Below are 13,437 nucleotides of genomic sequence, written 5' to 3'. Positions count from 1 at the left end.
TTTAGATTAGGATACGTTTTCTTAAGATATACTAATATTAACCTCGCAGATATGATTATCTAAAATATTATTTAAATATGTATAAAAATTTTGTAAAAAGAATTGCCGATTTCTTGGCATCATTCATAGCCTTACTCTTATTATCACCGTTCATCATCATTTTGATCATATTCCTGATGTTTGCCAATAATGGTAAACCATTTTTCCTACAAAAAAGACCTGGGAAAAATGGGGAAATATTCACCATCATTAAGTTTAAGACTATGAACGATAAAAAAGACAAGGATGGTGAACTGCTTCCTGCAGCCCAACGTGTTACAAAAATCGGTGAATTTGTGCGAAATACTTCTTTAGATGAATTACTACAGTTGGTCAATGTTTTAATAGGTGATATGTCAATCGTAGGGCCCAGACCACTATTGATAGATTACTTGCCATTATACAATGAAGAACAGGCCAGGAGGCATTTGGTAAAGCCAGGAATTACTGGATGGGCGCAGGTAAATGGTCGTAATACCTTATCATTTGAAGAAAAATTTATCTATGATGTGTGGTATGTTGACAATTTAAGTTTCAGTACTGATTTAAAAATATTGTTGAAAACCATTCAAAAAGTATTCAAGCGGGACGATATTTATGACGAGGAGCTGGAAGACGTGTTTGAGCAGTGGTCAGGAAACGCGGAATAAAGAAGGATTTAAGCATGGACAAAAGTCGCTAGGTGTTATTTTCAATTAGTGAATATTTGGCTAATTAACGATGGTTTAAGCGCTTTTATCCAAATATTGGTGTTACAAACCATCCTTATCCTGATATTTGTTTAAGCTTTCTTATTGTTGATATCCATACAATAAGTTAAATGATCGACACACTCGAGCTTTATGTTTGTTTATTAATTTTGGAACCAAATCGTAATAAGCTTAGATCAATTTTATGATAGAGATCATAAAGGACAAAGAAAATTGGGACAGACTTGTTAAAAATTGTGATTTTTCAGATTTTTACCATACTTACGACTATCACCATGCTTCCAGGATTGAAGGAGAACAACCTATTTTGATTCACTATTCCGAGGAAGGTTTAATTTTGGAATATTTAAAAAAGAGTTGTTCGAACTTTTTCGAGAAGAAAATGTGGTATCTGTTTTTTCAAGGTTGAACTCATTTATCCCAAATCAAGAAAAATGTTTGCTTGAAATGGGGCATACGGAAACATTGGGGAGTGTCGTATTTGTTGACCTAACAATGCCTTTGGAGGAACAATTGAAGTTTTACCATAGAAGGTTGAGAACTTATATTAACAAATCCAGGACCATTTACACTATTAAAGAAGCTAATATTCTTACGGATCTTGATTTGTTCATTAAGTTGTATTATGAAAATATGCGACGGGTGAATGCTAACGAGGCTTATTTCTTTGATAAAAAGTACTTTCTGGATTTAATTAACAGTTCTGATTTTGAGACGGAAGTTTTAATGGCTAAAAGCAAGAAGACCGGCGAAGTTGCAGGAGGGGCTATGTTTATAAAGAAAAATGAAATTATCCAGTATCATCTTTCCGGAACCAGTGAACGATATTTAGATTTGAATCCCATTAAATTGTTAATTGATGAAATGCGAATTAGAGGAACCAAAGAGAAATTTAAATATTTTAATCTTGGCGGTGGTGTGGGCAGCAAGGAAGATTCATTATTCTACTTCAAATCTGGATTTTCAAAAAATACAATACCCTTCAAAGTCTGGAAATATATGGTAAATCCGAAAATCTATGAAGATTTGGTTCAACAGCGAAAAGATATTCAAAATTGCAAAGAAACCATGCACTATTTTCCGCGTTATCGAGCTAACAAAATTTGAATTTTTACAAAGAAGAAATATTTATTACATCATTCGCAAAAATTAGAATAAGGCTATTCAAAAAAATCGATATTTGTATTGTAGGGGAATTGTCGATTGTTTCTGGGTTTTCGCCTGAAAAAATTTGTGCAACCAATAAGAAATTGTTGTTTTGTTAGGATTTAGAAGTAATAATCAAATACTAATAACAAACGAAGTTTTTAACTCAAAGAACTAAGTTAATTCATATCTGAAACATAAATTTTTGTCAAATGAATAAAGAATTTTTAGAAAAAGTTGCCACTATTGATAGTACAATAGAAACACTTTACGATTGTTTAGCTGGTGAACCAGGTGATCCCAGAAACTGGGAGTTATATCGTTCTTTGTATCACCCGAATAGTAAAATGATTCGCTATGAAGAGGATTTCACGGATGGAGAATTCAGACCTCAATACATGTCTCCTTATGATTTCACATCCTCTATTGGAAAATATATGGAGAAGATAAAAAAAACAGGTTTTTATGAAAGAGAAATTCATAAAATCAAAAAAGTGTTTGGTCCAATAGCCCATGTATGGAGTACGTGCGAATCTTTTGGAAGTAAAGAAGATATGGAAAATAATAATCCATATGTTAGAAACGTACATAGTATACAGATGGCTTACTATCAGGATAGATGGTGGATAATCAATTTGTATTGGTACAGGGAAACTGAGGAATTCCCCATTCCTAATGAGTTCCTGGGATTAGAGTAATTATTTGGCAAGTATGTAATTTATTTTTAACAATTCTAAAATATTAAATTAGAGATATAGGTTTTATTATGGATGAAAAATATTTAAAAAGCGTAGAATCGATTGATAGTATAATTGATACAAATTATAATATTCTTTGTGGAGAGGCCGGAGAGGCCAGAGATTGGGAACTTTATAAGTTTTTGTTCCATCCTGACGGGAGGTTAATTCGTTATGAAAAAGCCCTTACCGATGGCGTATTAAGACCACAGTTTTTATCATGTGATGAATATATTAATACAACTGGAGAATGGTTGAATACGGGTAGGAAAACCGCATTTTATGAAAATGAAGTTCATAAAGAAGTTCATGCCTTCGGTAATATTGCGCAGGTATTCAGTACCTATCAATCTTTTAATAGTAAAGAGGAAATGGATAATAATAAACCCTATACAAGGGGTATTAATAGTTTTCAATTGCTTTATGACCAGGATAGATGGTGGATTCTTAATCTGTTTTGGGCTAGGGAGACGGAAGAACTTCCAATCCCCGAAAAGTTCTTGCGGTAAATGCTATAATTACTAATACTGATTAAAATCTTATCTAGGAGCGGGTTAATTCAGATTTACCATTAGTAGTAAGAAGAATTTAAATCTTATCTACCAGGTCCCCTCGCAAAAAGGCTTCTAGAGCATTTGAATGGTTCATAATAATTGCTAATTACTGAAAACTGATTTTAACTTTTATTGGATTAGTTGGCAAATCCAAAATACAAATTTCATTAAAAATTAATTGATGGAAAGGACGCTGATAAAAATACGATAGAAGTAAAAATTCCGTTAGTTAAATTAAAAAATTAACCAAACAACAATTGAAGTTTTATTTTTATTTAATGCTCGGATATGATTAAGATCAATCTAATTGAATATTTTGAAAACACTGCTAATACATTTCCTGATAAATTAGCACTTGTCGACGGTACTTCTCAACTGACTTTTAACGAGTTAACGCAAAAAGCAAAACTCATAGCTACTCAAATTTCAAGAATTAATAATTCTGTAAATAATCCGGTAGCAATCTATTTACCCAAAACCAATGATGCAATTGCTTCATTTTTAGGTACTTTATATAGTGGTAATTGTTACACTCCCCTGGATACCAAAAATCCTGCCCCTAGAATTGAAGCAATCTTAAAAGCATTAAACCCGTCCTGTATTATTACGAATAATCGATTTAAAGCTAACATAGAAAAATGTAACCTGGATATTAAGGTCATCAATCTTGATGAATTGGAGGAAGGTACTCCAATTGACGAAAGTTTTAATTATCTAAAATGTATTGATACTGACCCGGCATATATATTACATACATCAGGTTCTACCGGGGTACCAAAGGGCGTCGTTATTTCACATTTGTCCATTATCGATTATATAAATTGGGTAGTTGACACTTTTGATATAACTGAAAAAGAAAGAATTGGTAATCAAACCCCATTTATATTTGATATGTCTACATTAGATATCTATCTAATGATTTTTAAAGGTGCAACACTCTTTATAATTCCCGAACAGAAGTTTATGTTTCCTGCAACGCTATTGGATTACATAAATGACAATAAAATCAACTTTATTTTTTGGGTACCCTCGGTTTTAGTCAATATCGCAAATCTTAAGCTATTTAGTTCAATTAAACTCCCAACAGTAAAAAAAGTGTTATTTGGTGGTGAAGTGATGCCACCAAAGCATTTAGGATATTGGATTAAAAATTTAGATAAAAATGTTGTTTATGGAAATATGTATGGGCCCACGGAGATAACAGGAACCTGTATTTGTCATATTGTTGATGATACGTTCAATGAAAATGAATCGCTACCCATTGGCAAGCCTTGCAGAAATACCGATATCCTAATCCTAAATGATAAAGATGAACTATGTGAAATTGGAGAGAAGGGTGAATTGTGCGTTAGAGGATCTTCACTTGCACTTGGTTATTGGAATAATTTTGAAAAAACAAACGCTGTTTTTGTTCAAAACCCATTGAACAAATCGGTTCCTGAAAGAATATACAGAACTGGTGATATTGCTTTTTTAAATGAAAAAGAAGAATATATTTATATAGGTAGAAAAGATTTTCAAATAAAACTATCTGGATATAGAATTGATTTAGGGGAAATAGAACATTATATTTTAAGTACTTTTGATACTATAAATGCAGGTGTATTCTTTGACAAGGCGAAAAATGAAATTGTTTTAATATACGAGTCAGAAGATGAAATATCAATTAAGGAATTTAGATCAAAACTTGCGCAGGTATTGTCAAAACACATGATTCCAACAAGGTATATTAAAATGGATATTTTACCTAAATCGACAACTGGGAAAATAGATAGGGCTTTATTAAACAAAAAAATCAATAACAAATAAAGCTATCCAAAAAAATGATAGCTCTATTACTCAATTCTATTTAGTTTGAAGAAAAAAATATTAGAATTTTTAACGGAAATAAGACCGGAATTCGACTTTGCAGAATCTAGTAATTTTATTGAAGAAGGCATGCTGGATTCCTTTGATATTGTAAGTTTAGTTGCTTCACTCGATGAAGAATTTGGGATTTCAATTGATGGAACAGAAATTTTACCTGAAAATTTCTCAAATGTCGATGGCATTTACCAACTACTAATTAAAAATGGTGTTACAGAATGAACTTAAAATTTCATAATAAAAAAATTACAGGCATCCTTACTGTATTGCCCGAAAATGAAGTCAATTTTGACGACGAGATCGACAACTACGACTTTTCAAGAGGTCAATCCATGAAGCTCAAATTAATTATGGGCTATGGTAAGCGCAGGGTGGTCAAAGAAGGAACAACGATATCAGATCTATGCGTTTTTGGCATGAATTATCTTTTTGATAAAAATCTTTTAAAGAAGGATGATATAGATGCCATAATATTGGTGACACAGTCTCCTGATCATTTTGTGCCGGCCACTAGCCACATTATCCATGGCAGGCTGGACTTAAAGCAAGACATGATTTGTTTAGATATTAATCAGGCTTGTTCGGGATATCCAATAGGTTTAAATCAGGCATTTATGCTTTTAGATCAGGATGAGGTGAATAAAGTGGTGGTATTAAACGCCGATATTATGAGCCGTAAAGTTTCAGTAAAAGATAGAGGTAGCAGACCATTAACCGGTGATGCCGCTGCCATTACTATAGTAGAAAAGGATTCAACAGATAATATTATCTATGGATCTGTTAATCTTGATGGTAAGGGTGCTGATGCCCTAATCATTCCTGCAGGTGGTTTCAAGATGCCATCCACGCCAGAAACTGCAGAATTAAAAACCGATAAAAGCGGAAATTCCAGATCTCTAGATCATTTAGTAATGAAAGGGGACGATGTTTTTAATTTTGTTCAAAAAGAGGTTCCTCCGATGATTGAGAACTTACTGGCTAAGGCAGATAGCAGCAAAGAGGATGTAGATTATTTTATGTTCCATCAGCCCAATAAATTTATGCTGAAAAAGCTTGCAGATAAAATGGAGGTGAGCTATGACAAAATGCCATTTAACATAGTTGAGAATTTCGGGAACTCTAGTGGAGTCTCAGTACCTACAACTATTACTTACAATTTAGGAGAAAAACTATTAACAAATTCATATATGATTTGTATCGCTGGATTTGGAGCAGGTTTGAGCTGGGCCTCTTTGCTGCTGGAAATGGGAAATCTGGACTTTTGTGAAACCATCGACTTTAATTAATAAACCATGGAAAATTTTGAATCGTCAATAGCTGAACTCCTGGAAGAAGAAACCGTTGAGCTCGGTGATGAGCTCCAATCTTTTGAGGCTTGGGACTCATTGACCGTTTTGTCGATCATTGCATTTTGCGACTCAGAATACAATGTACCCTTATCAGCAGAGGAAATTGATAACTCAGGTACCATCTTGGGTTTAAGGGAGCTGATTGAAAGTAAAATGTAGTATTTTATTATAGTGTAAGTTCGATACCATTTTTTTAGTTTTAAACTAGAATTAAGTAATATTAAAAGTTAATTTTGTAATTGCTTATCTTGCATTAGATACTTATACAAAATGTTCCCAAACTGTAACTATACAACCAAAAATATATAATATTATGAGGAACGTTATCATTCTAGGAGCGGGCGGAGCAGGCGCTGAAGTAACTTTTTACATTGAAGATCATAATTCAAAAGTTGGAGATGATCAACAAATCAATATATCGGGTTATATTGACGACTCCAAAGAGAATTGGACAAAATATAAATATAAAGCACCACTTTTAAGTGATATTGATTCATATACCCCTAAGGAGGACGAAGAGGTCCTGATTGCAATAATGGATATCAGTTTAAGGGAGAAAATGATTAAAACTCTTTTAAACAAGAATGCTAAAATCGGGAGTTTTATCCATCATAGTGTTATAATGCCTAAAGATATTAATATTGGCGAGGGCAATATAGTTTTCCCATTCTGTATACTCGAGAAACATGCAACCATTGGTAATTATAATTTTCTAACATCTTATTGCTTTATAAGTCATGATTGTGTGGTAGGCGATAATAATTTCCTATCTGTAGCAGGTTTAGCAGGATCTGTCAAAGTTGGCAGCAATAATTATTTTGGATTGAGATCTACAGTAATTCCAAGCGTTGAGGTGGGTAATAATAATGTTATCCAGGCAGGTATGATCGTTGACAAAAATGTGAAAGACGACACTACTGTTTTCTTTAGGTTTAAAGAAAAAATAATGGCCATTCCTAAAGTAAATTAGAATATCCAATTTGTGATTTCTCCCGAGGCAAATTTCCAAAATGATAATCCAAAGCTTAGGAAAATATTTTAGCTATTTAGTATAGATTGACTATAATATTTAAGATCGTCAAGTCGAATTTTTATGAAAGACAATCCGTTCACTTCGGATATATTTACCACTACATGGCTCAAACACTTTAATAATTCCGGGGCCGGTGTTTCTTTTGACCCATTGAGAAAACTACTTTTTGTTAGGCATAAGGTTCCAAAACTTTATGTTAACTGTGGTAAAACCCATACTAAAGGAATTAACTATAGCCTTGATAATTCCAATACTCAAGATTTAAAAGGAAAAGCTCTTTTAATTTATGATGTGCCTACTTATTTTGAAATAAACCCCAAAATAAATTCAACCTCCCTCAGATTACATAAAATTAAACAATATCCGGGGTTCTTGATTAAATTAGACGGTTTCAAAAATATTAGTGAATATATAAATGCTACTTTTAAAGGGAAGAGCAGAAATAAGCTCAAAAGAGATAAAAAACGTCTGGAAAATAGTTTTGATATAAAATATGAGATGTATTACGGCAAGACATCTAAAGAAGAATATGATACTATCTTCGAAAGTTTTAAAATACTATTAGAAAAACGGTTTGAAAAAAAAGGTATTTACAACAATAACCTAAATCCTCAGGAATGGAATTTTTACTATGAAGTAGCCTACCCCATGATCTTAGCTAAAAAGGCTTGTCTCTTTGTCGTAAGAGAAAGAAACCGTCCCATATCCATAATGCTCAATTTCCTATCTGAAGATAGTCTTTATCAATTTATTATGGCCTTCGATGTGGACTATGCCAAATTTAATGTAGGAACAACCAGCCTTATGAAACTAATAGAATGGTGCCTGGAAAAAGAACTGAAGGTCTTTGACTTTTCTAAGGGATATTTTGATTTTAAGAAACGCTGGAGTAGCCTGGAATATCAATTTGAATATCATGTGCTCTATGACAAAAATTCTTTACAATCCTTCCTAATAGCATTTTACCTCAAACAATATTTTATGCTAAAGCAATTTTTGAGAGAGAAAAAAATCAATGAATTGATCCATTCTTTAAGGTTCAGTTCAAAAAATAAAACAAAAACCAATCAACAAAAATATACGCTTCTTGAAGTTGCTAACAGTTATGAAAACCATCCAAAAAAACTTATTGATGTATTCAACAAAGAACAACACTATCTAAAACCGGCAGTGATTGATTTTCTATATTACAATTCTGAAACCTTGAATGATATTAAAGTTTATAAAATACTTGATGATACCTCCCGTTATCTAGTCTCAAGCGAAAAAAAAAGTACACTAATACAAATTGAATAACAATCAAGGGCTTCACATTGAAACAATTGAAGGCCTAATTACCTATGCATAAATAAAATTGTTTGTTTCAATAAAGTAAAATTTAAGTTAAAATATATAAAAACAGGATTACCTATGTATTGCAATCTCATAGACAAACTCTGCTTTGAAAACAATATTGTTCCATTTTATGATAACATCCTGACTAACAAATTAACAGGTCAAAAGACAAATATCTCTTATGACCTAACAATTCCAAAAAAGAATATAAATTCATGTACGGTTGCTGATGTTCCCGATTTTATTGACGTTGTACTTCTAGACGAAATAGAGCATATAAAAGTTAAAAAGATTCCTCAATACAAAGGATATCTCATTGATCTCACTAAGTTTAATAATGCAGAAGATCTATTCGTTCAGATACTTAGCAGAAACCCAAGAAAAAATTTTAGGGCAAAAAAGAGGAAATTGGAATCTGGTCATGATATCAGGTATAGTTTCCATTATGGAGAAATTGACAAAGATTATTATGATTATCTATTTGAAATATGCTATAAACTTATGGAAGAACGATTTCATGAGAAAAAGATTTATAACCGGAATTTAATTAAATGGAAGTATTATCACGATTTATTTTACCCTTTGATTCTAGATAGAAAGGCGTCTATATTTGTAATATCAGATCAAGAAAAGCCCATCACAATTACTTTGAACTTTCATGTTGCTGATATTGTCTTCAGTCACATTCAGATATACGATGTAGAATATTCCAGGTATAGTATGGGTGATATTGCCATCTTTAAGAATATTGAGTGGTGCTATAGGAATGATTTTAATATTTGGGATTTTTCAAAAGGGGCTACGGTTAATAAGCTTCGCTGGAGTAACCATATCTATCAATTTGATTATCATCTGTTTTACAATAGTAAATCTTTGAATTCTACAATCAAGGCCAGGATTATTTCTATAAAACTGGCTATTAAGCAATTATTAAGAGATCGCAATATTATCGGAGGAATATTTCAACTTGATAGCTTGTATTATTATACTAAGATGAAAAAGTTAAAGAATTATGACTGGAATAACCACTAAAAATATTAGCAAATCTTGCCTTAATAATAGAATTGGCAGCCTTACAGCCTTCTGAAATGAAGAATAATTTCACATTTGACTTTTTTGCCAAAGGTATTATTTACCCTTTTTACACCAACGTGCATAATAAGACAACGTCTGAGGATTACATTAACAATGCCAAAGGAGACTGCATGTCTCTTAATGATGTAACTATTGTAAGAAACGTACCTCCCTATTTTGATGCAAGACTTAAAACTTCTTTCAATTGTTTGAAAATTTATCACCGTGATGGTTTTTTGGCGAATTTGAAGGGGTATCCAGACCTCGATGCTTACATGAAAGTTCAATTAAAACCAAAAAGTAGATCTAGAATGAGAGGGCAACTAAGAAGACTTGAAACTTGCTTTCCCATTCAATATAAAATGTATTTCGGAGAGATTTCCCACGCAAATTATGATTTCTTATTTAAGAAACTGCACGAAATGATTGAGCGAAGATTTTCTCAAAGAGGTGATACTCATCAAAGTATTCAACACTGGGACTATTTAAGAAAAAACGTATTCAATATGATTCTTGAAAGGAAGGCCTCTTTATTCGTAATTTATGATTCCAATAAGCCAATAGATATCTGTCTTAATTATCACCATCAAAATATTTTCAGAAATTACATAAGATCTTACGACATAGACTATTCCAAATTTCGTTTGGGTTATCTTGATATTTGGAAACAGCTCGAGTGGTGTTTTCAAAATAATCATTCGATTTTTGATCTATCTTACGGAGAACTTGCCTATAAGCGAACCTGGTGTAATATTGTTTATAAGTTTGAACACCATATCATTTATACCAAAAGTCATCTTTATCAAAAAATAAAAGCAACCATCATCACCAAACTTTTGCGTCTTAAATGGTTTTTGGAAAGTAAAAAAGTACCTTGCTCCTATCGGCTATTAAGGTTCAAGTTCAAGACTACCAGTACGGCTAAGATCAATGAGGAACTCGATTTCTTGACAGAAGATATTTCCGCTATTGATTTGAATACTTTTGTCTTGACCAAAATAGATATCCATAACCACAAGTATGCTTTCTTAAGAAAAGCAATCTATGATTTTCAATATACAAATTTTGAAAGGTCCAAAATGGTTAACATTTATGAGCTAAAAGACCATCATAACACTTATATCATTTTGGGGCAGACAAAAATACAAAGACTAGTTTATAATGTAAGTACGCCATAAATGGGCTAGAGTTGGTACTTATAGAATATTGAAATTTGTATAAAGTTAAACGTAATTATTTTAGGGATGCTTATATGAAACTCTTCGTCAATTGGGCAAAAGTTGGTCATCCAATACCTCCACGCTGTCATTTCCTAGATTATTTCATAACTTTTTTCTAAGTTAGGTTTATCCTTTTTACGATACAAAATCTATTTAAGCTGATGAATAATTGAAATATATCTAGTTTCTTTGATTAAACTTACAATGTACTGTATCTACATCAAAATTTTATATGAAAATCATTAAGTTAGATTTCCTTGACGATCTTTTACTCAAAGAGCAAATGTCTTTGATTTATTCTGGAGTTGTGAATGCTTTTTCATCTACCATACTGCTAGAAGATTCTCTCCAAAAAAATGATGAAAAAAATATATTTATTGTCAAAGATGTTCCAGGGTATCTTCATACTAGGATACATCCTTCATATAAGGTCAAAAAGGCATTTATGTATCATGGATATAGTATTAATCTTGGGAAATATAAAAATTTTGAGGAATATTTGGTAAAAAGGTTCAGTTCAAAACGGAGGTCTAAACATAAAACACTTAAAAAGCGATTGGAACTTTGTTTCAATGTCCAGTACAAGATGTACTTTGGTTCTATGGAAAAGAAAGAGTATGATTTTCTTTTCGATCAATTAAGGCTAATGATAAAGAGGAGATTCACTTTAAAGAAGATGAAGCATAGTGGTTGGGAAAAATTGGATTACTATCACAATATGATATACCTCAGGATCATTGAAAAAAAAGCTTCAATATTTGTTATTTACCATGATAGGAAACCTATAAGCATTTCGATAAACCTTATCGAAGAGGACATCTATTCTGGTTTTATGATGGCGTTCGACGTTGACTTTTCAAAATTTTATCTAGGTTTTATAAATATCCTGAAGCAACTTGAATGGTGTTTTGAAAACAAATTTAAGTTATTTGATATGATGAAAGGAGATTTAGCCTATAAAATGGTTTTTACAGATGAGAAATATTATTATCAAAGTCAGATAGTTTTCCCATCTAAAAATCAAATTTCTAGAATAGTTGCCAATTTTTTGGTTCTTAAAGTAAAATTGTATTATCGTTCATTACACCTTTTAAAAAAATTGAAGCTTCACCTAATTTATAGAAGACTGAAGATTTCTTTTTATGGTTTACTAAATCAAAAAGCCCTAGCAAACGTTCAAGGGGAATTTATGGTAAAAAATATTCCTAAAATAAATTCAATGTCCAAACTCGTAAAAATCAGCATTGAAGATGATGGTTATATGGACTTGCGAAAGCCCATTTATGACTTTCTGTACTCCAGTTCTGAAAACATTAATGATATTGAAGTATTTGAAAGTATAGATGGGACTTCATATTTGGTTAAAGGAAAGAATAAAAATATTTTATTAAATGCTAAGCTGAAGTGAAAAATGTTGAAAAAAGAATTAATAGATTTCTATTTTGGACTCTTCGAAAGAGGTGTTCTACCCGATATATACTCGAACATCTCATTTTCAGATAATAACCATTCTATCAGGAACCTTACAAGCTCTAAAGAAATATATTCACAAAGAAATGCGACTATTTACCTGGTTAAATATATTCCGACCTATTTAAATCCAAATCTAAAATTGCATTTTAGGGCTATCAGAATTTTTGAAATAAAAGGTTATGCAATTTCTTTAAAGGGTATATCCAGTGTTGAAGAATACCTTGCCATACAAATGAATCGTAAGCTCAGGGCTTCCATCCTTAGAAGAAAAAAACGTTTGGAATTATGTTTTAATATAAGATATGAAGTTTTATATAATGAAATATCCAAAGAAAAATATGCAATTCTAATGACCGCTTTACGCAGTTTATTGGTTCGCAGGTTTAAGCAAAGAAATGAAATCAATGAAAGATTGATTGAATGGGATAAATTCTACAATTTATTCTTTACACTAATTAATACAGGAAAAGCTTCTCTTTTCACGATTTATGAAGGTAGCAATCCTATCGCTCTTTCATTAAACTATCATTTGGATAAGATTTTCTTCGGTGCCATTTCTTCTTACGATATTGATTATTCCAAATTTGGATTAGGTCAGATTTTGGTTTATAAGCGCTTAGAGTGGTGCATAAATAAGAAATTCAAGATTTTTGATATGAGTATGGGAAACCCGGAATACAAAATTAAATGGTGCAATAACATTTATGACTTTGAACATCATATTGTGTATCGCCCAACCTCTTTACCTGCTTCAATTCTGGCCAGAAGTATAGCATTAAAGATGTATTTAAAGAATTACTTAAAATCCAAAAATGTTCATTTGTTATATAGAGAAGTTAAAGCAAGATTTAAAAAGAAAGTAAAAGTTGATGAAAAACTAAATGAATCAGATCATAAATCA

The 13,437-nt window shown here is 31.7% G+C and carries 15 protein-coding genes; all 15 read left to right on the top strand.

Going from position 1 to position 13,437, the window contains the following annotated elements; translation table 11 throughout:
• Window positions 1–77 precede the first annotated feature (77 nt).
• On the top strand, window positions 78–689 hold the full coding sequence (locus tag Q0X89_RS14155; RefSeq protein WP_297695298.1) for a sugar transferase: 612 nt from the start codon (window positions 78–80) through the stop codon (window positions 687–689).
• 244 nt (window positions 690–933) lie between these two features.
• Entirely contained in the window at window positions 934–1,158 is a 225-nt protein-coding gene (locus Q0X89_RS14150) for a hypothetical protein (RefSeq protein WP_297695296.1), read from the top strand.
• Between the two features lie 38 nt (window positions 1,159–1,196).
• Window positions 1,197–1,856, top strand: coding sequence for a GNAT family N-acetyltransferase (locus Q0X89_RS14145; RefSeq protein WP_297695294.1), 660 nt, complete (start codon window positions 1,197–1,199; stop codon window positions 1,854–1,856).
• Between the two features lie 251 nt (window positions 1,857–2,107).
• Window positions 2,108–2,593, top strand: coding sequence for a hypothetical protein (locus Q0X89_RS14140; protein WP_297695292.1), 486 nt, complete (start codon window positions 2,108–2,110; stop codon window positions 2,591–2,593).
• A gap of 68 nt (window positions 2,594–2,661) precedes the next feature.
• Window positions 2,662–3,141, top strand: coding sequence for a hypothetical protein (locus tag Q0X89_RS14135; RefSeq protein WP_297695290.1), 480 nt, complete (start codon window positions 2,662–2,664; stop codon window positions 3,139–3,141).
• Window positions 3,142–3,474: 333 nt separating this feature from the next.
• A complete protein-coding gene (locus Q0X89_RS14130; protein WP_297695289.1) occupies window positions 3,475–4,995 on the top strand; it encodes an amino acid adenylation domain-containing protein in 1,521 nt (506 codons plus the stop codon).
• A 45-nt stretch (window positions 4,996–5,040) separates the two neighbouring features.
• Window positions 5,041–5,274, top strand: a complete 234-nt coding sequence (locus Q0X89_RS14125) for an acyl carrier protein (protein WP_297695287.1) — start codon at window positions 5,041–5,043, stop codon at window positions 5,272–5,274.
• The gene (locus Q0X89_RS14120) at window positions 5,271–6,338 is read left to right on the top strand and encodes a 3-oxoacyl-ACP synthase III family protein (RefSeq protein WP_297695285.1); all 1,068 of its coding nucleotides are present in this window, start codon (window positions 5,271–5,273) and stop codon (window positions 6,336–6,338) included. The genes Q0X89_RS14125 and Q0X89_RS14120 overlap by 4 nt, the downstream gene beginning before the upstream one ends.
• 6 nt (window positions 6,339–6,344) lie before the next feature.
• Window positions 6,345–6,560, top strand: a complete 216-nt coding sequence (locus Q0X89_RS14115; RefSeq protein WP_297695283.1) for an acyl carrier protein — start codon at window positions 6,345–6,347, stop codon at window positions 6,558–6,560.
• A 154-nt stretch (window positions 6,561–6,714) separates the two neighbouring features.
• Window positions 6,715–7,371, top strand: coding sequence for an acetyltransferase (locus Q0X89_RS14110; RefSeq protein ID WP_297695281.1), 657 nt, complete (start codon window positions 6,715–6,717; stop codon window positions 7,369–7,371).
• 123 nt (window positions 7,372–7,494) lie between these two features.
• Window positions 7,495–8,730: a GNAT family N-acetyltransferase gene (locus Q0X89_RS14105; protein ID WP_297695279.1), complete on the top strand. Its 1,236-nt coding sequence runs from the start codon at window positions 7,495–7,497 to the stop codon at window positions 8,728–8,730.
• A 114-nt stretch (window positions 8,731–8,844) separates the two neighbouring features.
• Entirely contained in the window at window positions 8,845–9,801 is a 957-nt protein-coding gene (locus tag Q0X89_RS14100) for a GNAT family N-acetyltransferase (RefSeq protein ID WP_297695275.1), read from the top strand.
• A 56-nt stretch (window positions 9,802–9,857) separates the two neighbouring features.
• Window positions 9,858–11,021 carry a GNAT family N-acetyltransferase gene (locus tag Q0X89_RS14095; RefSeq protein WP_297695273.1) on the top strand — a complete coding sequence of 388 codons (1,164 nt, stop codon included), beginning with the start codon at window positions 9,858–9,860 and terminating at the stop codon, window positions 11,019–11,021.
• Window positions 11,022–11,295: 274 nt separating this feature from the next.
• Window positions 11,296–12,471, top strand: coding sequence for a GNAT family N-acetyltransferase (locus tag Q0X89_RS14090; protein WP_297695271.1), 1,176 nt, complete (start codon window positions 11,296–11,298; stop codon window positions 12,469–12,471).
• 3 nt (window positions 12,472–12,474) lie between these two features.
• Window positions 12,475–13,437 (top strand): GNAT family N-acetyltransferase (locus tag Q0X89_RS14085; RefSeq protein ID WP_297695269.1); only part of this gene is annotated, 963 nt, incomplete at its 3' end.

It is taken from the genome of uncultured Eudoraea sp. (assembly GCF_947258525.1).
In the GTDB taxonomy this organism is placed as follows: domain Bacteria; phylum Bacteroidota; class Bacteroidia; order Flavobacteriales; family Flavobacteriaceae; genus Eudoraea.
This window is presented reverse-complemented; position numbering and strand designations above follow the sequence as displayed.